Annotated in this window: 18 protein-coding genes, 1 tRNA gene and 1 pseudogene; 10 read left to right on the plus strand and 10 right to left on the minus strand. The window is 44.6% G+C overall.

Annotated features, from left to right (window positions below; translation table 11 throughout):
- Nucleotides 1–132: 132 nt before the first annotated feature.
- The 6 genes from IEU85_RS04400 to IEU85_RS04425 form a co-directional block, all read right to left on the minus strand.
- Nucleotides 133–1,857 carry an ATP-binding cassette domain-containing protein gene (locus IEU85_RS04400; protein ID WP_371866645.1) on the minus strand — a complete coding sequence of 575 codons (1,725 nt, stop codon included), beginning with the start codon at nucleotides 1,855–1,857 and terminating at the stop codon, nucleotides 133–135.
- Between the two features lie 163 nt (nucleotides 1,858–2,020).
- Entirely contained in the window at nucleotides 2,021–3,835 is a 1,815-nt protein-coding gene (locus IEU85_RS04405; protein ID WP_188355050.1) for an ABC transporter permease, read from the minus strand.
- 194 nt (nucleotides 3,836–4,029) lie between these two features.
- The gene (locus tag IEU85_RS04410) at nucleotides 4,030–5,214 is read right to left on the minus strand and encodes an ABC transporter substrate-binding protein (protein WP_188355051.1); all 1,185 of its coding nucleotides are present in this window, start codon (nucleotides 5,212–5,214) and stop codon (nucleotides 4,030–4,032) included.
- A gap of 120 nt (nucleotides 5,215–5,334) precedes the next feature.
- Complete coding sequence (locus IEU85_RS04415; protein WP_188355052.1) at nucleotides 5,335–6,399, minus strand: uroporphyrinogen decarboxylase family protein; 1,065 nt, start codon at nucleotides 6,397–6,399, stop codon at nucleotides 5,335–5,337.
- An 877-nt stretch (nucleotides 6,400–7,276) separates the two neighbouring features.
- Nucleotides 7,277–8,584, minus strand: coding sequence for an O-acetylhomoserine aminocarboxypropyltransferase/cysteine synthase family protein (locus tag IEU85_RS04420; protein WP_188355053.1), 1,308 nt, complete (start codon nucleotides 8,582–8,584; stop codon nucleotides 7,277–7,279).
- 594 nt (nucleotides 8,585–9,178) lie between these two features.
- Nucleotides 9,179–9,252, minus strand: a tRNA-Pro gene (locus IEU85_RS04425).
- A gap of 382 nt (nucleotides 9,253–9,634) precedes the next feature.
- Between IEU85_RS04425 and lysS the strand changes: the two genes are divergently transcribed.
- The 3 genes from lysS to IEU85_RS04440 all read left to right on the plus strand — a co-directional run bounded on the left by lysS (nucleotide 9,635) and on the right by IEU85_RS04440 (nucleotide 12,520).
- Nucleotides 9,635–11,257 (plus strand): lysine--tRNA ligase, encoded by a 1,623-nt coding sequence (gene lysS, locus IEU85_RS04430; RefSeq protein ID WP_188355328.1) that lies wholly within the window; start codon nucleotides 9,635–9,637, stop codon nucleotides 11,255–11,257.
- Nucleotides 11,258–11,491: 234 nt separating this feature from the next.
- Nucleotides 11,492–11,668 carry a hypothetical protein gene (locus IEU85_RS08675; protein WP_229714793.1) on the plus strand — a complete coding sequence of 59 codons (177 nt, stop codon included), beginning with the start codon at nucleotides 11,492–11,494 and terminating at the stop codon, nucleotides 11,666–11,668.
- Between the two features lie 117 nt (nucleotides 11,669–11,785).
- Nucleotides 11,786–12,520 (plus strand): hypothetical protein, encoded by a 735-nt coding sequence (locus IEU85_RS04440; RefSeq protein WP_188355054.1) that lies wholly within the window; start codon nucleotides 11,786–11,788, stop codon nucleotides 12,518–12,520.
- A gap of 496 nt (nucleotides 12,521–13,016) precedes the next feature.
- On the opposite strand, the gene IEU85_RS04445 is transcribed toward IEU85_RS04440, so the two are convergent.
- The 4 genes from IEU85_RS04445 to IEU85_RS04460 all read right to left on the minus strand — a co-directional run bounded on the left by IEU85_RS04445 (nucleotide 13,017) and on the right by IEU85_RS04460 (nucleotide 15,596).
- The gene (locus tag IEU85_RS04445; RefSeq protein ID WP_188355055.1) at nucleotides 13,017–13,370 is read right to left on the minus strand and encodes an iron chaperone; all 354 of its coding nucleotides are present in this window, start codon (nucleotides 13,368–13,370) and stop codon (nucleotides 13,017–13,019) included.
- Nucleotides 13,371–13,538: 168 nt separating this feature from the next.
- The gene (locus IEU85_RS04450) at nucleotides 13,539–13,679 is read right to left on the minus strand and encodes a hypothetical protein (protein ID WP_188355056.1); all 141 of its coding nucleotides are present in this window, start codon (nucleotides 13,677–13,679) and stop codon (nucleotides 13,539–13,541) included.
- A 3-nt stretch (nucleotides 13,680–13,682) separates the two neighbouring features.
- Nucleotides 13,683–13,838 carry a type II toxin-antitoxin system Phd/YefM family antitoxin gene (locus IEU85_RS04455; RefSeq protein ID WP_188355057.1) on the minus strand — a complete coding sequence of 52 codons (156 nt, stop codon included), beginning with the start codon at nucleotides 13,836–13,838 and terminating at the stop codon, nucleotides 13,683–13,685.
- Nucleotides 13,839–14,567: 729 nt separating this feature from the next.
- A complete protein-coding gene (locus IEU85_RS04460; RefSeq protein WP_188355058.1) occupies nucleotides 14,568–15,596 on the minus strand; it encodes a hypothetical protein in 1,029 nt (342 codons plus the stop codon).
- A 174-nt stretch (nucleotides 15,597–15,770) separates the two neighbouring features.
- Here IEU85_RS04460 and IEU85_RS08680 point away from each other — a divergent pair, with 174 nt between their 5' ends.
- The 7 genes and pseudogenes from IEU85_RS08680 to IEU85_RS04490 all read left to right on the plus strand — a co-directional run bounded on the left by IEU85_RS08680 (nucleotide 15,771) and on the right by IEU85_RS04490 (nucleotide 22,242).
- Entirely contained in the window at nucleotides 15,771–16,034 is a 264-nt protein-coding gene (locus IEU85_RS08680; RefSeq protein ID WP_229714755.1) for a hypothetical protein, read from the plus strand.
- Nucleotides 15,994–16,281 carry a restriction endonuclease subunit S gene (locus IEU85_RS08880; RefSeq protein WP_371866632.1) on the plus strand — a complete coding sequence of 96 codons (288 nt, stop codon included), beginning with the start codon at nucleotides 15,994–15,996 and terminating at the stop codon, nucleotides 16,279–16,281. Before IEU85_RS08680 ends, IEU85_RS08880 begins: the two co-directional genes overlap by 41 nt.
- A gap of 163 nt (nucleotides 16,282–16,444) precedes the next feature.
- Nucleotides 16,445–17,375 (plus strand): annotated as a pseudogene (locus IEU85_RS04470) (LacI family DNA-binding transcriptional regulator); the annotation flags it as partial.
- Nucleotides 17,376–17,724: 349 nt separating this feature from the next.
- A complete protein-coding gene (locus IEU85_RS04475; protein WP_188355060.1) occupies nucleotides 17,725–18,387 on the plus strand; it encodes a YesL family protein in 663 nt (220 codons plus the stop codon).
- Between the two features lie 716 nt (nucleotides 18,388–19,103).
- Nucleotides 19,104–20,390, plus strand: coding sequence for an ABC transporter substrate-binding protein (locus IEU85_RS04480; protein WP_188355061.1), 1,287 nt, complete (start codon nucleotides 19,104–19,106; stop codon nucleotides 20,388–20,390).
- 86 nt (nucleotides 20,391–20,476) lie between these two features.
- The gene (locus IEU85_RS04485; protein ID WP_188355062.1) at nucleotides 20,477–21,358 is read left to right on the plus strand and encodes a carbohydrate ABC transporter permease; all 882 of its coding nucleotides are present in this window, start codon (nucleotides 20,477–20,479) and stop codon (nucleotides 21,356–21,358) included.
- A complete protein-coding gene (locus IEU85_RS04490; RefSeq protein ID WP_188355063.1) occupies nucleotides 21,358–22,242 on the plus strand; it encodes a carbohydrate ABC transporter permease in 885 nt (294 codons plus the stop codon). The genes IEU85_RS04485 and IEU85_RS04490 overlap by 1 nt, the downstream gene beginning before the upstream one ends.
- The last annotated feature ends 74 nt before the right edge of the window (nucleotides 22,243–22,316 follow it).

The following is a 22,316-nucleotide window of genomic DNA, read 5'->3' on the forward strand; positions in this document are numbered from 1 at the left end:
ATACTGTAACGCATATATTTGCTACACGTTAAACGCAGCAGTCAGCTCTTGACGATGGCGTAAATCCCATACCTCCGCCAGCGCCGGTAACAACGGCAGTTTGTACTCGTGATAGTTGTTGTGCTACTTCACTCATGCTGCACCTCCTAAATATGCTTGACGTACACGTTCATCTTCTAGCAAGTCACTTGCTGCACCATGCAAACGAATACTGCCATTTTGTAGTACATACCCATAGTCAGCGATAGATAATGCCAGCTCAGCTTGCTGCTCAACCATCAGCACCGATACTCCGAGATCATCACGTAGAGTGGCAATCTGTTCAAGGACTTCTTCAACTAATCGTGGAGAAAGACCCATAGTAGGCTCATCCATGCAAATCAGGCTTGGTCTGCTCATAAGTGCTCTTGCAAAAGCTAACATTTGCTGCTCGCCACCTGACATAGTGCCTGCCTGCTGGTTTCTACGCTCTTTAAGCCTTGGAAAACGCTCATACATAGCTTCCAAATCTTCCTGGATGCCAGCACGATCCGTTCTGGTATAGGCGCCAGAAAGTAGATTTTCTTGTACGCTCATCAGCGGGAATACTCTACGTGCTTCAGGTACTGCGGCAATACCCGCAATCACACGATGTCGCGTGGATTGACTGGTAATATCTTTGCCTTGATAACGAATTGTTCCTGATTTTGCTCTATTCAATCCTAAAATAGTTTTCATCGTTGTGGATTTACCAGACGCATTACCGCCAAGCAGTGAAACAATAGCACCCTGTGGAATGCTGATAGAAACATCTTGCAGTGCATGAACTTGCCCATAAAATACATTAACGGTGTCAAGTTCTAGTAGTGGCGTTTCATGCTGCTCTGCCTGCTCATCGGACTTGAGCTTCGGCTGTTCAGGTTGTAGCACAGGTGCAGCATGAACTTCAACCGATGGAGTATCCTGCACCGCGGATTGTGCTTCAATAGCGTTCTGCATCAGCAGTACATTGCTTTGCCCAGAAACTCGCGTTTTATTAAGCTCTCTGCGTTTTCCTAAATACGCTTCAACAACTTGCGGCGCATTACGCACTTCTTCAGGAGTGCCTTGAGCAATAATAGTGCCACCATCCATAGCAAGCACGCGGTCTGAAAGCGCAGAAACCAAGTCCATTTTGTGCTCAACCAGCAGTATGGTATGCCCCTGCACTTTGAGATATTGCAGCTGCTCCAACACTTCCGCAGTTTCTGACTGGTTCATGCCTGCAGTTGGCTCATCGAGCAGTAATAGCGTTGGCTCACTAATATGAGCGCGCGCAATTTCTGTGCGACGACGATTAGCGTATGAAAGTGTGTATGTAAAATCGTCTTTACGATTACCGAGTCGCTCTTTAAACCTATCTATTTCCCTATCAACACGGATAGCAGCATCGCGGGCTTCACGTTTTGCACGAGGTCCTGGTATAAGCGCTAATCCAGTTTCTGCCAAAAGAGGCAACCATTGCAAAATAGGATATTGTTGCAATTGCTTAAAAGGTCGCTGCGCATCAAGGCGTTTATGCGTGCCCAATTCCACATTTTCTCGCACAGTAAGCCCACCAAAAACACGCCCATTTTGGAAGGTTCGAGCAAGACCTCGTTCAGAAACATCGGCAGCACTTAATCCTGCAACAGACTGTTCATTGATATCAATTAACCCCGAGTCAGGAGACAGAAAACCAGAAATCAAGTTAATGGTTGTGGATTTTCCCGAACCATTTGGCCCGATAATAGAAATTACTTCTCCCTGATGCAGGTCGAAAGAAACTCCCCCAACGGCTTGTAGACCTTGGAATGACTTTTTCAGATCGCGCACACGCAACACTACTGGAGCATCCATCACTTTAGCGCGATGATGTTTAGCATATGCTTCAATATTACCGCCAAATGGGGCGAGTTCTTGGTTAAACAATGCTTGCGAACTTGATTGATCGATGGGTTCAGTAGTATTGGTCCAAATTGAAGACTGTGCTTCTTGTTGTACTTGACTCATAAGACTAGCCCTAGCCCTTCTTTGCAAACAAACCCTGTGGGCGGAAGAGAATAATAATAACGAGGAGCAAACCGTAAATCAGAATGCGAGCATCGGAGATCGGGCGCAGCAATTCAGGCGCGCCAATAAGCACTATGGAGCCAATTACTGCGCCAAGTGGAGCATTCATACCGCCAAGCACAATAATGGTCAAAATCGTCATGGACATAGTGGAGTTGAACATCGTCGGATCAATATACGTGTATTCGTGTGCCATTAACGATCCAGCCAAACCGCCTAGCAGGGCTGCAATCGCATATGCTAATGCTTTATAGGATCCGGATCGAATGCTCAATGCCTCTGCTGCTTCCTGATCAGCACCAATTGCTTCAAACACGTGTCCTACATGTGATTTGCGGATACGAGTAACAATCCACAATGCCACTAACAGTACGACGGCGTTCAACAAATACATTTCCTGCTGCGTATTTAATACTGCACCAAACACATTTGGGTAGCTGATGCCAGTAATACCCAGAGAACCCCTAGTTAATGGCTCCCAGAGGCGAATAATTGCAACGGTAACTGCACCTAGACCAATTGTGGCGATTGCTACATAGTGTCCAGAAAGTTTCCATACAGGGAATGTAAGTACCGTAGAAATAACTGCTGCAATAACTCCAGATGCAACTAGCGCTAAGAGGAACGGCCAGTGCAGCGTACCGACTAAGAGTGCTGAAGCGTAGGCGCCAATAGCAAGTGGTCCTGCCATACCGAGAATAGTTTGTCCAGCAGAGCCTGAAATTAAAGTCAATCCCACCGCAGCAATAGCGTAAATAGTGGCTTGGATGCCAATGCCCGACAAGTAATCATTAAAGAAGAACGGAGTTGCGAGCAGCAATACAGCAAGCACCCAGTTTGCCCATCGTGGTAGCTCAATTGGTCGTGTGGCTCCCAGGAAAGTGCCAGTCATCGGCTCACTCGTGGCGTCATGTGCTCCACCAAAAAGCCCTTGTGGACGCAAAATAAGAATAAGAATCAACGCGCCGAAAGTGATAAGGTCATGGGCGCCATCACCGAATGCGCGCACGCCAACGGCTTCCACCAATCCAAGAGCCAATCCACCGACTACCGCTCCCGGAATTGACCCAAGACCACCGATAGTCGCAGCAACAAATGCCGTCATACCAATAGTTCCGCCGTTCATTGGATTGATATTGCCGTTGAAAAGCCCTACGAAAATACCAGCAATACCAGCAAGCACTGCACCAATAACGAATGATAGTGTGCGAATGGATGCTACTGGAATACCCATCTGACGAGCAGCATCTGGATCCTGTGATGTCGCGCGGATTGCTTGACCTGCTTTACCAAACTTCAGGAATGCCCATAGTGCCAGCATGCTGATGATAGCAACAATAATCATAACAATATCGGATGTGCCAAAGCGCACTCCGAAGGCTTGGAGATTATGTGTAGGCAAAATCTCTGGAAAACTTCTGGTTTGAGGACCAAAAATCAACTGTAAACCATTATCAAGTATCTGTCCGATACCAATAGTTGCCAAAAGCGCTGCGATTGGTTTCCTACCTTCAAGTGGTGCGATTACACCAATATTCATCAATAGTCCGATGATGCCGCACACCAGAGCCACAACTGGAATCACAACAATAATTGGCAAACCAAGTGGACCACCAAGCCACCATGCCACCATCATGCCCGCAGCAACTATTGAGCCTTGTGCGAAGTTGGCTACATTTGTTACGCCGAAAATAAGCGACATACCCACGGCGACTAGCGCATATGCACTACCGTGAATAAGCCCTGCAAATAGGGTATCTATCATGTCTATCTCTTCCTTATGCTGTGTCCGCAGCTTTTGAGTCTCTTCCTTGTGCTGGTAGGCAAGCCTGCAAGAGGCGTGCTACAGGCATACCATGTGGTGCACTGCGTGCAGACCGTATATCAGGCTATATGCATACCGTGTGGCGAGTAGAATCACTCGCCACACAGCCCTCCACTTCGTACCACTATGCCGCGCTAGCCCTCGTACTGCTGGAACTTACCGTTCTTAACGATGAGCAGAATTGGCTCAATATTGTCAGCTCGACGGGTTTGCTGGTTGAACTTAAACGTACCGCCATTGCCTTGATATAGCGGGAAATCAGTAGCTGTTTGCAGTGCTTTTTGAATACCTTCGCGCGTAGGCTCAGTCTTATTAGCAGCATGCGCTAAATCAATAATGGCTTGATACGCAGTGACTTCGAAGTTTCCAGGATTATTACCGTACTTATCCTTAAACTCCTTGACAAACTCCTGTGCTTTCTTGTCCTTGGTGCCAGTAGCTGAGAACGAACCTGTAATAATCGATCCCTCTGCATTCTTGCCAGCAAGCTCTAGGAATTCCTTAGTCTCCTGCCCACCAAAGAAGGCACCTTGGTATCCCAAATCATCACGCAGAGTATTGAGTACCAATGCACCATCTGGACCGTAGCCAATATCAACTACGGCATCAGGCTTGGCATCGCGTGCCGGAATCAAAATTGGAGAAAGATCAGTAGAATCAGCCAAATATGAGGACTCATACACAATCTGCGTACCGTTCTTTTCAGCTTCTTGCTTGAAGTACTCGTAAGCCTGCTTACCCCAGTCATTTTCAATATAGACTACAGCAATTTTCTTTGCAGTTTTCGCTACAATATCAGCATTAGCTTTCTGATAGACATCCTGCCCAATTTGCGGCGTCCACACATGGTCGCCAGTATCAGTAAATGTTGGTGCAGAATTATTAAAACCATAATGCACTAATCCTGCTTGCTGGAATGTTGGCGAAGCAGCTGCAGATGCAGGAGATGCATAATCTCCAACTACTGCAATAATTGAGCCGTCGCTAGCAATTTTTGGCGCAACAGCGGCATCTTGTTTAGCATCAGATTGCGTATCAAAATACTTCAATCCCAACTTTTTACCGCCTACACCGCCTTGAGCATTGACTTGCTCTACTGCCAGATCAAAACCTTGCTGGAACATTTTCCCGTATTCAGCATACTGACCTGTTTTTGGATAGATTACACCAATATTTACGGTATCGCCTTGTGCCTGTGATGCCGAATCGCCACCTAAACCGCAAGCGGTAAGCGAAGTTAGTAAGCCAGCTGATGCAAGTGCTGCAGCTGCTGTTTTCAGTATTTTGTTTGCTCGTGTTGAACGCGTAATGTGTGCCATGATACCTCTCTTTGACACTTCCTCTAGCATTTATACCTAGTTGGCTTTGTTAATATGAGTTTCAACCTAAATGTTTTTTCAAGTTGCGATCAAGATTGAACTTTTGTAACTTTTATAACTTCAGTACGCGCGAATCTTGCTTAATACTGCTAATGAAGCTTCACTTGCTGGTGTTGGTACAGTGCAGCTCGGAGCCAATAAGAATTGCTTATCTCCTGCGAGTGCAATCGTTTCTTGCAAATCTTTTGCAACTTGCTCAGGGTCTCCGCTCTCATTAAACTCTAAATAATTCGCGCCTGCTACTGGAACAGCACCCAAATCTGCATCAACGTGCGGATTACCTTCGGCATACTGATCCCAGTGCACAATATCAGCACCAAGCTCTGCGAACCATTCTGGATGAGAATCTGCACGGCAAGTGTGCACTAGCACGACCGCGTCCGGGTTTGCTGCACGAATCGCGTCAATAACAATGCGATCATATGGCAAAGAGAACTCTTCATAACGCTCACGATTGAAGTAGTTTTCGCTTACGGTACCGGTTACCGCATAGAAAATACCATCTAATCCGACGCCACCTTCAGATTCTGGCTTCACGAGTTCACTCACATATGCGGCCAGTGTTTGCGCAATATTGTGTAGCGCCTGCTTAGCAACTTCTGGCTGGTTATCAATAATGTCAGCAATGGTTAGCGTTGGTGTAGCGTAATCGTCACCTGGATATAGCGGCAAATCAGCCAACTGTAGCAATATGGAAAGCGGAGAGAATACGGATTGAATAACGCCACGATCTAGTAGTCCTTGGCGAATGAGGCGAGCACCTTCAATATGTTCTGCGAAATATGGTGCTTCTTGTGCATTAGTTGGGTCAAGTACGGCAATTTTTGCAACGTCTTCGGGCTGCTGGATACCGTCAACGAGTTTCTTTGGAATTACATATCCGTCATAGTTTTCAGGATCGTATTTGCCACCCCAGCTTTCTGCATAGTAGATGGCGCGTGGGTTAATTTTTACCCAATCCCAATCCCACTTTTTTACAAAGTTAATATAGGCTTGAGCAAATTCTTCTGCCCCATACTCGTATCCGATCAGATGCTGCCAGGCTGCTACAAGGTATGGAACTTCTGCTTTTTCGCCGCGTGCGATAGCGTGGAAAGCTGCTCGACGGTCAATTGTTGTGCTCATGGTTACTCCTTAAACGTACTAATACCTAGTATCTAGTTCAAATACCTAGTATCTAGTGCACTTGCATGTACTAAATATGTTGAGCCATAGTTTTGCTCATTAGTATGGTATTTGGTTCGTGTATTTGTAGGGATTGCTCTTCTAGGTTTGATGCGCTATTAACACTAGAAGTTTCGGGTTGCTACTTCGTCATGCAATGTGCTTTAGAAGCGGCGAGTAGTTGGCAATGAATTCACTACTTGTAGTCAATCGTATATTGCGTATAAAGTCAAGCTATTCCAAGGGTTTTGGCTATAGCCGTTAGTTATAACAATGTATCAACCACTACTTTTTATTTATAGTTAGGGGGTATGTGAGTAACAGATGCTATAGCACTCATGCACAGTGACATTGATAGAAATGTTTATGGGTGGCTTATCACTTTTGCACCGTATTGCTTGCTCTCTATCGAAAGTGAGATACTGTCTATATGTGTCTGAGTTTGCAATCTCGGCGGCTCATCGGTACTCGTTCACTTGCAGTAGGCGTTGCCACACCTTGCTAGTTCTTGCAGAGCAGTGCACGCATGCAGATATACAGAGATACCAATAACCGTTATTTAATATATGCAAATCTCGCTATAAGCGAGCATACTACAAAAGCGATAAGCAAAATACAAAACATATTCGATTATGCGATGTGCGAGTAAACAGCCTGAGCAGTAACCCAACTCGTTACGCTCAACTATCTGCTACTCACTAGATACATAGACATCGCATAGAAAAACTCATGGTTGAAACCATAACATCACACCTTCCCATATTCAACAGCATGTTATCTATATCTCATTATTTGAATAATGTGATGTTGTAACACTTTGTATTTGCCGAAACTCGCACTAGCCAAAAGCAACAGCAAATGCCTGCTCTAAATCAGCAATCAAATCATCAGCATCTTCTAACCCAATAGAAAGGCGAATCAAATTATCACTCACTCCTGCAACCTCTCGCAAACGGCGAGGAACCTCTCGATGCGTTATTTTTGCCGGGTTCACAATTAACGATTTTGAATCACCAATATTCGGAATATAACTAAACACCGTTGTAGCGTTAATAAATCTGTTCATCTGCTCAGCAGTGCCATCAAATGTGAATGAGAGCACTTGACCGACGCCCTTAGGAAGCATAGTGTGCACAAGATCAGTCTGCCCTGTTGTGCCGATACCGGAATAATTAAGCTGTCGCACATGCGAATGATGCTGTAAATACTGCGCAATGCGAGTGGCAGACTGAACCTGCTGACGTACCCTTTGCACTATGGTTTCCAAACCAATGAGCTGCAAATATGCATTGAACGGACTTGGCACTGCGCCAAAAGTACGCAAATACTTAATACGCACGCGTCGAATATACGCTTCTTTACCAAACGCAGAAGCAAAACTATGCCATACCCCATGCTCTTCATCGCTGACTACGAGTTCTTCTTGCGTAAACTGCGGATGCTTACCTGCTGCCCAATCAAAATTTCCAGAGTCAATAACGATACCGCCAAGCGCATTACCATGCCCGGTAATACCTTTTGTCGTAGAATGCACAACTACATCGGCACCAAGTTCTATAGGGCGACACAAATACGGAGTCGGCACTGTATTGTCAATAATTAGAGGAATACCATGTCGATGGGCGAGCTTGGCAAGGGATGCAATGTCAGTAACAACTGTTGATGGATTAGCCACAGTTTCTGCAAAAATAGCACGAGTATTAGGCTGAATTGCCTGCTCAACCGCAGCTAAATCATTGATATCATCGACGAACGTTGTTTCAATACCGAACTGTGGGAAGAATGTTTCCATAGCATCAACCGAGGCGCCGTAGAGTTCAGCAGCAGAAACAATATGACCGCCACCCTCCGCAGCTGCAAGCAGTGCAAATGAAATAGCAGCCATACCGCTAGCAGTCGCTACTGCGCCAATACCACCTTCAAGCTGAGCAAGTCTGCGCTCTAAAGTGTCAACAGTCGGATTTGCTACGCGAGAATATGAAAATCCCTGTTCCTCGCCACTTGAAAGTCTGTCTCCTCGCTCAACACTGACCATATCAAAAGCGGCACTTTGGTAAATTGGAGTACTAGATGCACGTGCAACGAATTCGCGATCATATCCCGCATGTAGTGCTTGTGTACCAAATTGCAAGTGTTCTTCACTCATTGATCCCCCTTTACGGTCGGTAAGTCATGAGCAATACTGTACGAAAAAATCAACGTTGACCACACGGCGTTGTTATAGCGATTAGTTATACAAAGTTATTAGTCGGTGATAGATAAGTGCTTTATAATCCGTAGTATTAATTGACTCGGATGGGTTTCCAGACCTTCACAACAGAACGCAGTAACATACAGAAGGTGTATTAACAGAAAAAGTTACATCCTGAGTTACTCTGCTCATAAGAACGTTCTGAGCTTTTATTGACTCTCAAATGCTCTGTGGTAGTCTACAAGTACTAGTACCGGCTCGCTACATTATTTTAGTGTGGTCAGAGCCGGTCGTCATATGTTCGGGGGTGCGCCAATGGTCAAACCATGGACAAGCCTAGACGAATAGGTCATGCTGAATGATGTGCTATAAAGAAACCTTTCTGATACCACTACTTAGTCATCTCTGCATATCGTTCGAACAAAATCTGTAAACGCTCATCGTTGTCTTTGCAAGATTTCTGTGCACCAAATGCGAGATCTACTACCTTGTCAAGACCTTTATGCGTATCGCGCGAATCATAAAACAACAATCAACGCAAAACAAAAGTCGGGCTAGCGGGATTTGAACCCGCGGCCTCTTCGTCCCGAACGAAGCGCGCTACCAAACTGCGCTATAGCCCGAATGCACTAGCACTGCCAGCACTATACTGCTTGCTTTTGTCGCAAGACCATGCCAGCACCATGCAGGTTACACAATAGCAATACCACCACCCATGCGTGTCGAATAGTGGTGTCAACACAACAGCGAAGAAGTAGCGCCAAGTCGCTACACTATGCACTATAACTGACAAACTAAAACTAACCATGTGTGTAGAACATTCAGTAATGTACGTAAGGTACGTAATGTACTCAGTACTGAAATATATACGCACACAGGCGAAATGTAAGCACGCGGTTTGCAAAGCAAGCTTGAGGGTAGGACATGCAAGAAGAACAAGCACAGCAAGAAGTACAAGACCAAAGTGTTGACCAAGCACAGCAGGAAGCTCAAGAGCAGCATCATATGAGCACTGTTGAGCGCGCAATTTTGCTGCTGAATCAAGATAAGGCTATTGCACAGCGCATTAACGACGGTGCTACCTTGGATGAAGCAATCGATCCAAGTGGTAAGGAATTTGGTCCCCTAGGACACCCTGAGCAAGTGCAGATGCGTGTAGCCAAGCGTGCGTTGATGCTGGCACAAGGCATTGCACCATACCCCGTGCATCTTGATGTTACTGATAGCATCGAGCAAGTGCGCGCACAGTATGATGGCAAGCTCGAAGCCGGACAAGAAACGGATGATGTTGTAGGCATTGCTGGTCGCGTGCTCTTCCTCCGTAATGCTGGTGGTTTGTGCTTTGTGCAGTTGGCAGCAGGAGACGGCACTACTATCCAGGGTATGGTTTCCAAGCGTGAAATTGGCGCAGACTCAATTAAGCAGTTTAAGCAACTTGTAGATTTGGGCGATCACCTGTATTTGCGCGGTCGAGTTATCGCTTCTAAGACTGGCGAATTATCAGTATTTGCTACAGAATGGGCCATTGCAGCTAAAGCATTACAGCCACTTCCTGCGTTGCATAAGGATTTGGGCGATGATACCCGCACGCGCAAGCCGTACCTTGGTATGATTGCTGATCAGCGTATGCGCGATATGGTGCGTAATCGCTCTAAGGCTGTGGCAAGTTTGCGTCACACGTTTGCAAATCATGATTTTATTGAAGTTGAAACACCAATGTTACAGACAGTGCATGGCGGGGCTGCTGCACGTCCGTTTACTACGCATATGAATGCTTTTGATATTGATTTGTTTATGCGTATTGCTCCTGAATTATTCCTCAAGCGCTGCTTGGTAGGCGGCATTGATCGTGTGTTTGAAATCAACCGTGATTTCCGCAATGAGGGTGCTGATGCTACTCATGCGCCAGAATTTACTATGGTTGAGGCATATCAGGCATATGGCACATATGACACTATTGCTGACTTAGTCAAAGAGCTTATCCAAAAGACTGCTATGGATGTATTTGGCTCATACAAAGTGACGTTGCTTGATGGCACTGAGTATGATTTTGGTGGCGAATGGAAGTCCATCAGCATGTATGAATCACTGTCTGAGGCGCTTGGCGAGGAAATTATTCCAAATGCTGGCCCTGATGCTCCTGGTACCAGTGTGGAATATTTGGGCGCTCTTGCCGATCGCTTAGGCGTGGAGCGCGATGGTGTAGAAAATCATGGCAAGTTGGTTGAGCATTTGTGGGAGCATTTCTATGAAGATAAGCTTGATGAGCCAACGTTTGTGCGTGATTTCCCAGTAGAGACTTCCCCACTGGTTAAATCTCATCGTTCTATTCCAGGCGTAGTAGAAAAGTGGGATTTGTATGTGCGCGGTTTTGAGCTAGCTACTGGCTACTCTGAACTCAACGATCCAGTAGTGCAGCGTGAGCGTCTGGTAGCTCAGGCTAAGGATGCTATGGCTGGTGATGAGGAAGCTATGGATATTGATGAAGACTTCCTCGAAGCACTTGGTGTTGGTATGCCTCCAGCCGGCGGTATGGGTATGGGTATTGATCGTCTCTTGATTGCTCTTACTGGCGCAACCATTCGCGAGACTATTACTTTCCCTCTTGTCAAACCATTGCAGTTCTAATAGTTTTAATTCATGTTGTTGAGGCTCTAACATTCGTTAGAGCCTTTTTCTTATAAACGTTCGTGTATTGTATACACAACATAATGACTGTATATTGCAATTTAGGATATGCACCATTGTTCACAATGATAGGAATAACAATAACTACAACAAATTTGAAATTCGTACAGATAAAAAATTAAAGAACAAGCAGAAAGTATTTTTGCTGAATTAGGATTAAAACTCACTACTGCAATTAACATGTTTTTGCGCGCCGGGATTAGAGAAAATGGTATTCCATTCCAGCCCAAGCTCGACAGCCCTTACGCGATAACGCAAGCAGCTATCGAGGCGGGGCGTCGTATTGCAACAGATCCAAATGTGAAAGGCCACAAAATCATGGAAGATCTCAAGGCGGCACTCGACGTATGAAATACGAAGTAAAATTCACTAAACAATCTTACATATGCGATTGCACTAGCATAATCTATTACAATAATCTAATGCATCGTGCATGCCTATCACAGCTCCTTGCTGAAAGAGGATCCTATGCGTAGACTTCCACAGATTACCGAGCAGCTGCTTGATTATGGTTTTGACGCATTACCCAAAGCTGAACAGATAACACAGGACGACATTGCAACAGCGCAATCTCTCTACGAAACGGGATTGCTGGCACAGTTACATCGTCAATGTGAGCGCGCGGCACAATACTGTTTTGAAGCAGCTCAACTTGGCAACGCCGATGCAATGTATTTATGTAGCACATACCTTGAGGATCATTTTGGCACCACCGAGGGCGAGGAATGGCTGTATTATGCTGCACGTTACGGCTCTATTGCTGGCATGATTGAATGGGCACGCTGGTGTGATACTGATGGTGCAGATATTGAATGCTTGCATTGGCTGGTTGAAGCGAAAAGCGCTGGAGCTGTTGGTATTGACGAGTGGTTGTGCAGTCATGCAGATTATATGGCATCTTGGCTTACGCTATACCAAGAGCCATCTCAAGACTACAGTAATCGCCCGCTTTCAGAGCAAGAACGCTCAGATATTACCACATTAACAACTCGTGCTTATCAATTACTTGATGCTGTAGATCAAAGCGAAACCCACGCCAAACTTGAGTATGAATACAACATACTCAGCAAGTTTGCATACACCGGTGTCGACCGAGATATGGATACTTTTTTATCTGTGTTATATGCGGGGAATGTAGCGCTTACCGAGCGGGCTTGGCAGTTCATTACAAGCGCGGAGTTTATCCCTGTTATCCAGAGATAAACCTATACAACTTCCCTTCTTTTATATTCACCTATTCGTCTTGATTTTCTTTCTCAATATTGCGCAGCACTTTATTACTCTTTATTTATTGTTGGCATTAAGCTGAACTCCACAGATTTTACGCCTGATGGTTTTAGCGAAGCAGATAGTCTCTACGTCGCGCAGCGATTAGCAAAACTTGGTATTGATTTTATTGAGGTCAGTGGCAGCAATTATGAACGACCAACCATGTCACAAGCAACTACCAGTCACAGCGATCGCGTATTTATTGCCGACTATAGTGCAAAACTTAAAACCCTCATCAATACCCCCGTTATCGTTACTGGTTGAGTACTTACTTGCTGTGTACGCACATTTTATATGTACTAAAAGTGATATTTAAGCCTACGATCGTGGATGCGATAAGTATCCACCTAAACGGACTATAAGAAAATAAACGTATACAAAAGTTGAATCTTAGAGGTCGGTCGGATGAATGTATTGTATACGCGATCCCTCACTCAGTATGAGCAAGGCACCAACGCGCAATACTCTGTATTAATTCTGCTGGCAATTGGCTCTCATAAGGAAACTGGACAGCACCTTTAGAGTGATTAAAACCAGCTTCCTGAATTTGCAACGAAAACTGCTCTATAGCTTCAGCTCCGGGATACAAACCCACATGATGCTTAAAACCAGCGAAATGAATAATATTTTTACGCATCTTAAATGTGGGCATTCTCCAAGCAATTTTTCGCTCAGCATTCGGCAAGACTTCACTAAGAATACTATCTATTTCCTCGAGTTTCGCACGAGCAGGTGAATCAAACGTTGCTATATAAGCAATAATTGGGTCACTGCTTTCTGCCATACATCCTCACTTACTTAGCATTAGCATGCGTAAAGTAGACTGTACTACCATCGTCTACTGTGATATATCCATAAAATATACAGGATACCTGCATAAATAGCAGCATTCATAAATCTCAGTGAAAGTTGAACTTTCCCTCATTATTGTGTTGCCCGTTGACTCTCGTTATTACTCAAACTCCGACCCAAACCCATCATCGGCAAGCGGATAACGCTGCTCCATTTCTTCTTGACTGTAATAAGTGCCTGTATCATTAAGTAAACGTTGCACTACCTCTTGCAAGAGTACATAGTCTTCTTGCATACTCACGTACTAATCGTATTCTTCTGGAGCAATCATTACCGCTGCCGGCTGATTATTACGCGTCACCACAATAGGATGATCTATACTCAGGTCCGATAGAGTTCTTTCTACAGCTCCATGACTAAGTTCTGTGGCTGAAACATAATTTTTCATTAATATCGGCATATCACCCCTCCTCACAATAATGCTTATAATTGTTATAAGAATAATAGTTATAGTCAATATCAAGACAACCATGAATTACACCAGCAGTATTGAGAAATATTCAGAGTGCTGTAATATGAGAAATACTTTTACTCAGTCTGGTATCTACATTTATACTGGTTGCACTACTGTAGCATACGGTTCAATTTCAAAACGTTGCATTTAAGACCACCCCATGTGCACACTCTTAAACAACTATCTGTTGATAGTTAATCGTATTACGACGAATTAAAACAACTACTACCCCACCAAACAGGCACAAGAGAAACAGAGTACAGGAACGTAAAATCTTATAATCACACAGTATATCAATATCTACAGCTCACGGACCGAATTGCATACTAGCTTCCTTACATACGCCGTAAGGTAATTCAATGCCACCATTGGGAGAAGCCGCAACATTTTTGGATGTGTTCCTCTCCTTACGTAAACATTGTGCCAATCGCATTACGTTCACCACCAGTACCGAGTGAATAGGCTGCATCAATGCAAATACCCGTATGCATCCGGTACGTAATGCAGCGCTTACCGAACCTACTTCAATAAACGGCGAAATAACACGGGATCGTTGCACTTTTTGAGCTGTTAAGTATAGTTTTCCCACAATATGTTGGCTTAAAACTGCTGTGAGGTATTCATTTCCATAGAACAAACATTAGCATTAGCATGGAGCGGAGAGGTAGAGACAAACTAGCGAATCACCCCATATCGGTCAATTATTTTTGCTGGTGGAATTTCCCCACTCTCTTTCATCTGCATGAGTGCACACAAAATTAACTTGCTATTATCATGACTGTTCGCTAGTTCGTACTCGAGTACTTGATTTGAAGGTATTTGTGACGTTTTATAGTTTCCTGATTCATCTTCAAATATTCCTGCAATATACCTAAATGCCTCCCTCATTTCTGCGTCCCAAGTTCTCATCTGATATCCGGTGAGTTGTTCAAACCAGCGATAATCGTCACTCATAGATGTAAACGTCCAATCCGTCCAGCGTTGTCTACATTCTAATGCAATGTCACCATTGTCATACAACGACCACCAGCGAATTTGATGTTTTTGATAATCAATATGGATTCCAGTATCCGGGAGGTCTTCATTATACTGTTTACCCCATTCAAGGGGTTCACCCTGTTCTATACCCTCTCGCACATGTTGCGCAAAATGATAGAATGAATTCGGAGAAAATGCGGGGAGTAATGAGTCTAAAAACTGATGCCAGCAGAATGTTACGCCATCTTTGAAAGTAACAGCAACACTGTCATCTTCACAATGCTTGCTCCATGGTCCAGAATCTAAATATTTCTCCCAGTCAATTTCCTCAAAATCATCGAATGGTATAGGTTCTTGAAGAGCGTCAATACCGCATGCTTGTAATGCGCTGAGACGTTCTTCTGCACACCAGATTGCTGTCCAACTCGGCCACGTGAGTTCAATAAGTGCATTAATAATTCTTGGAAGATATAAGCCAGCATCTTCTTCATACCAAAACACATTTTTGTTCAATGAGTCGATAATCAGCATACCTTCAGCCCAACTGATGTCAGATACTGGTTTTTCTGTAGCTTCCTCAAACTTGAAACAATCTGCAATATACTTCATTGTATTTTCATACCCATTACGAGCAATCATGTAGCCAACACTATGCGCTCCACCATAACGACCATAGGAGCTCCATCCGCGACTATCTCTCAAATAAACGGTCAACCTTGATCCCATGCACCTATTTTACCAAAGTATCTTATTTGCTCGCACAACCAAGTTTAGACTGTGAATTGTATTAATAGTTGAAGAATGCGTTCGATTATGATTAGAATTGATACGCTTCGTTGATGTGTATCAGTTCTAATCGTTTGGGAGCAGCGTAAGTCGGGGGATACTACAACAGAGATATTGGCAGGTGGCGATATCGATAAAGAAAAAATAGTCGAAAATAGTGTATCTCCAATTTTTGCTAACGCTTTAACTAATGATGGAATTGTTGGAGATGATAACGATTATTTTAGAGTAAAAGCACCTGCAGTGACCGTAACGGGACGCGGCGAAGTAGGATATCCGAAGGCAAGAACTATTGATTTTACACCTGCTGTAAGGCTTCTTGCTATTCATTCAAACCATGATTGTAATTATTTTGGAAAATGCAATAAACAATCATAAAGTTGTAGTTGAATCAACTGGTGTCCCTCAGCTAACAGTTCCCCAGCTTTCATCGTACGATATATATTTTCCTACAAGTATTGAGGAAGAAACTATGATCGGAGCATTCTTCCAGAAGCTTGATCAACTTATTACCTTTCATCAACGTAACCTCTTAATCCTGCAAATACTCCACATATGGGCGGTGTGGCGCACCAAAAAATTGTGTATATTATTTAATTTGCGAGGTAAACTTTTTCTTATGTAAGCAAGCCTCAAACACCACACTTACGATGTATGCGTTGGGATACATGCTATGTTCACATGGCGGCAAAACAGTTAGTTATCCATACTGTTTGCACTACAAAGTGGGTAGCGCAGTATAGTGAACCGGTAGATAATTTCAGACAACAGTACTATAGGAGAGCGAAATGGTTGGGATGCGCGATGTTGCCAAACGGGCTGGGGTGTCCGTCAGCACCGTGTCTCTGGTAGTGAACCGCACGGGTTATGTTTCTGATGCCATGCGCGAACGCGTGGAAAAGGCTATGCGCGAACTGTCCTATATTCCTAACGAGCTTGCACGCAATCTATACCACGATCGCACTAATTTAATCGGGTTAATCGTGCCAACAATTCGCCACCCATTTTTTGCCGAGCTTACTATCCACATACAGCATGCTTTAGCACAGCGTGGATTACGCACCATGCTCTGTTCCACTCATGATGAAGAAAATGGTGAAGCTACCTACGTGGATATGCTGCGCCGCCATATGATGGATGGCATTATTATGTGCGCTCACACAGCGCATGATCCGGATTATTGGACTTCTATCAACCGCCCTATTGTAGCTTTTGACCGTTATATTGCAGATGGCATTCCATCTATTGGGTCAGATCATGAACAAGGCGGACGTATTGTAGCTGATTTATTGATTCGCTCTGGCGCTAAGCATGTGGTAATGGTAGGCGGTCCGCGCGAACAATTCTATGATCGTGTAGACGCCTCGGGTACACGCACATCTACTACCACCTTCCCTACTGTCCGCTACTATATGACACTTGAAAAACTGCTCAGCGAAGCCGGTATTCACCATGAATATGTAGCAGCCGGCGATGTCAGCGAAATGGCAGAATATGGCAAAGCCATGCATTGGGTATGCGAGCGCGTGGCAGATGGCGCTTTTGGCGGAGAAACCATCGACGCTGTTGTCAGTTCTGATTTAGGTGCCGCCTACTGCGTGCAAGAAGCATTACGTATGGGCTTGGAAATTCCTGATCAGTTACAAGTTATTTCATATGATGGCACATATATTGCTCATACCGCTGGCATGCGCATTACTACCGTGGCACAAGATTTGTCTACTTTAGGCACACTGTTAGTAGAGCAAATTTCGAGTTCTATTGACCGTCAGCATGCTGTTGATAATAAAACTGCGGATAACAATAAGCCTGCTGAAAATGGAATTGCTGGTAACAACAAGCACATTGATCACAACAGCATCGCAAATGGAAGTACCCTTATCGATATCGCCGATTCTAATAATGCAAGCCCATCTGCCACATCTGAGCTTACTCATGATAGTCTTATAAATGCAACAATGCATCAGTTGGCGTTTAATCATGATTCGCTACCGTTAGATGCTGCCAGTGTGCCAACATTAATGGATATTCTCGTCCCTGTGACATTGCAAGAAGGTGAAACGACGAAATGAGCAACGCGAAACGCCCACTTTCTCAACGCCTATTTGACGACAATAATGCTTTTTTCAGAATTATGGGTGTTGCGGGTGATTTGATATTGCTCAATATTCTTGGTGTACTTGCTTGCATACCCGTTGTCACTGCTGGCGCTGGATTTACTGCAATGAATCGCGTACTAGTGAACATGCTGGAAGATAAGCCAGTGCGTATTGTGCGCGATTTTTGGCAAGCATTCAAACATAATTTCAAGCCTGCGACAGCATTATGGCTTATCTGCCTGATGGTGATTATTATCGCTCGTGTAGATATGTGGGCGCTTGCTTCCGCGCAGTTTGCTTCGCTAGATACTGCTATTCGTGTAATTGCATTGGTGGCTCTTTTTGCTATTGGTCTTATTGTTGGCGCAATCGCGTACTACGGTTTTATGCATATTGCACTCTTTCAGCGACCGTTTGGCACACAATTACGCAATGCTGCATGGTCTGCGTTTGCTTTGTTGCCTCGCACTATTGTAATACTGATTATTCTTGTAGCATGTGGACTGCTTATTGGACAGTTTTTTGTGTATGCTGTGCCTGTTTTGCTGTTATTTGGTTTGAGTGTGCCACTTGGAGCATGTGCTTGGATAACTCATAGTGCTATTGCTCGCATTGTGTATCCGCATGAATAATTACTATTTCAAACTAACGGCTTTCTGCGGCTATTCCTGTGCACTGTCTCCTACGTATGGTTTGAAACATCTGATATTCCGAAGTAGCGACTTTATCTCTATGTGCAATCTATTTCCTGCTTATTTGAAACATCTGATATTTCGGAACAGCGGGTATGAACATTCATAGTATACACATTGAAACATCTGATATTCCGAACTAGCTGGTTTAAGTGGACGTCCTGTATGATTCCCGCTTTTTGAAACATCTGATATTCCAAACTAGCGAGTGTGCACAATCACAGTGTACATGGCGAAACATCAGATATTTCGAAGTAGCGACTTTTGAGTACGAAGTGTAATCATACGAATAATCGTTCTCGCAGCACTCTTGCAATAAGCCAATTGCCAGCAACATACTTCTTATCGCATACCAATTTAGTCTAGAAAAAAATGTACTTATCACCACTCTATTAGAACGCTCTAATGCAGCACCTATAACGATGTGAGCGGTAACCCTTGCAATTATTGATATCGAACCGGTTTACGACACGCCGTATTTTCGACTTGTGCACATATCGAACCGGTTATATACTAAACACATCAAACCGGTTCGAGACTGGTGGATCACAGACTCAACTGGAAGAGGCATACTTCATCACAGCACATAGAAGCGCTGGAGTATGTAACGGAACCGAGCAATGTTGCGTCAGTTCCGCAAAAGGAAAGGGAAACCCATGGTACACAACACAAAGCGTACACTCGCAGCAGTTCTCGCTTCAGTAGCAGCACTCGGCATGCTTGCCTCCTGCGGAAGCGGCACTGGAATTTCTGATGATAGCAAAACCTTAACCATCTTCAATTCCAAGATGGAAATTCAGTCGCAATTCGAAGAAATGGCCAAGAAATATGGCGAAGAGAAGGGTGTTAACGTAGAAGTTAGTTACTCTTCCGACACCGTCGCAGCTCATTTAGCAACTCGTTACGCATCAAACGCACCATATGTGCTCTCCATGGTTGATGCAAAGGATATTTATTCACTCGGCCCTGACCATGCACTAGACCTCTCCAACGAAAAGTGGGTAGGAGACACCGATCAGGCAATCTCCGTAGATGGCAAAGTTATGGGCTTCCCAGTATCAGTTGAAGCTCGCGGACTTATCTACAATGCCGACGCTATTGAGAAGGTAACTGGCAAAAAGTTTGACCCAAGCCAGTACAAGACCCTCGATGAATTCAAGAAGCTTATTGCCGATTTGAAGGCAGACGGCATGCAAAGCCCAGTTGGCGTATTGAAAGAAGATTGGTCACTTGCAGGACACTATCTGCCACAGATCTACGAAGAGCAACCAAACGTCAATGAATTCGTCAAGGGACTGCATGACGGAACAGTAAAAATTAGTTCAAACGACAAGTTCAACTCCTTAATGGATACTTTTGACGTACTTAAGGCTAATAACTACGCTAAGGATGCTCCTACTTCTGCAGAACGTGAAGTCACATCACAGAAGCTTGCACAGGGCGACATTGCTTTCCTCTTCGGTGGCAACTGGGATTGGTCCGTTATCAACCAGTATGAACCGAACAAGAACCTCGGCATGATGCCAGTTCCACAGAATACTGACGATGGTACCAACGAAAAGCTCGTCGGCGGCGGCTCCAAGTTCTTCTTCATCGATTCTTCCGACAAGGTCACCGATGAGCAGCGTCAAATGGCTAAGGACTTCCTCAACTGGCTGGTCAGCGACAAGGAAGGTCAAGACTTCATCGTCAACACCTGCTCCATGGTCTCCCCATTCAAGAGCAATACCTTGGCACCAGCCGACCCACTTGGCAAGTCTGTAAAGAGCTACGCCGATAAGGGTGCGCTCATTCCAAACTTCAACTATTTGCCAGATGATCATTACTCCAAGCTCGGTGCAGAGTACCAGAAGTACCTCGCAAACCAGATTGATCGTCCAGCACTTGCAGATGCAATTGATTCTTACTGGCAGAGCACCAAGATTTCTGCCGATATCAAGTAAGAAATAACTGCCAACCGTACCTGAACAATGCCGCATATCATACAGCTCCTCGTAGGGTATGCGGCTTATCGGAACGGAAGTGAAATATGAAACGCAATAAGCTTAGTTATAAAGCCGGGCAATTCCTGATGTTTGCTGGCCCAGCAGCCTTCTTGTTCATTATGGTGGTTATTGTTCCACTGATTTATGGTTTATATCTAACCTTGACCAGCTGGGATGGTGTCAGCCTGTCCAAACCATTCGTAGGACTAGCCAATTATCAAGCAGCACTTGCTGATACAGAATACTGGCAAGCCTTACTATTGACCGTAATTTACTCAGTAATTACCGTTGTAATAACCAATATTGTAGCTTTCGCACTGGCATACATGGTAACCAGTGGCATTAAGGGTCAGAACCTATTCCGCGCTGGCTTCTTTATTCCAAACCTCATCGGCGGCATTGTCCTCGGTTATGTATGGAAGTTCATTTTTAACCGAGTATTCGTATCCGTAGGATCTGCTATCGCAGGAGGAGCTACGGTTCCTTCCTTGCTCTCTACTCCAAAGGGTGCGCTTTTTGCTCTGATTTTCGTATCAGTTTGGCAGTACGCAGGCTATATGATGCTTATCTACATTGCAGGCTTTATGGGCGTGGATAATAGCCTGAAAGAAGCAGCATTGATTGATGGATGTTCTCCAAGCAAGGCTATGTGGAATGTGACGATTCCACTGATGCGCACCAGCTTCGTCACCTGCATCTTCTTAACCACTACCCGCTGCTTCATGGTTTACGACATCAACCTTTCGTTGACTAAGGGCGATCCGTACAAGTCATCTGTTTTAGCAGCAATGCACGTGTACAACAAAGCATTTACAGAAAAGCAATTTGGTGTAGGTCAGGCAGAAGCACTGGTGCTCTTCCTTATTTGCGCCATTGTTGGTCTTATCCAAGTCTATGTCGGCAGGAAAGGTGAGGTGCAAGCATAATGACTAGCGCACACACAATCTCAGTTCGAGATAAGGCTCCACTTTCTGCTCGAATCGGCAAAATTCTACTCTTCATTCTGCTCGTCATTCTTTTACTCGCATTTATTTTACCTTTTATTTTGGTAATTTTTAACGCCTTTAAGAGTATGAACGATATTACGGCAAATCCAATGGCAGCGGTCGGCGCCCACGGATTTACGCTCAAGAACTTTGTTGGCGCTATGGCAAAAATGAAGTTCTGGACCGTACTTGGCAACTCGGTTATTATCACTACCTGCGCAACTATTCTTACCATTCTTTTCTCCGCAATGGCAGCATTTGTTATTGCTCGCAATCCTCAATGGAAAGCCAGCATGATTTTGCTCACCGCAATGGTTGCTTCCATGGTTATCCCATTCCAGGTATTGATGGTACCAATCGTATCCGTATACGGTGGTCTATTCGGTATCTTAAACAGCCGCATTACCTTGATTCTTATGCACGTAGGCTTCTCAGTCTCGATGGCTACCTTCATGTTCCATGGCTCTATTAGGTCGAATATTCCTGTGGAACTTGAAGAAGCCGCAGATATTGATGGTTGCAGTCGTTGGAAGACCTTCTGGACTATCGTATTCCCACTGTTGAAGCCAATGATTGCAACAGTAACAGTAATCGATGCTATGGCATTCTGGAACGACTACCTCCTGCCATCGTTGATTTTGCAAAAGCCAAGCTCACTGTGGACTATCCCAATTGCTACCCAGCAGTTCTACGGCACGTACTCCACAGATCTAGGTCTGGTGTTGGCGGCACTGCTACTGGCAATGCTTCCTATTTTGGTTCTGTATTTGTTCTTGCAGCGATTCATTGTTGAGGGCGTTACCTCAGGCGCTGTTAAGGGCTGATCCGACCTACAGGCTCTACAGCGCCACGCTGGCCAACCTTTCCGGCTGGCATAACCCGAGATGCATTCACATGT

The sequence above is a fragment of the Galliscardovia ingluviei genome, assembly GCF_014635685.1.
Classification (GTDB): Bacteria; Actinomycetota; Actinomycetes; order Actinomycetales; family Bifidobacteriaceae; genus Galliscardovia; species Galliscardovia ingluviei.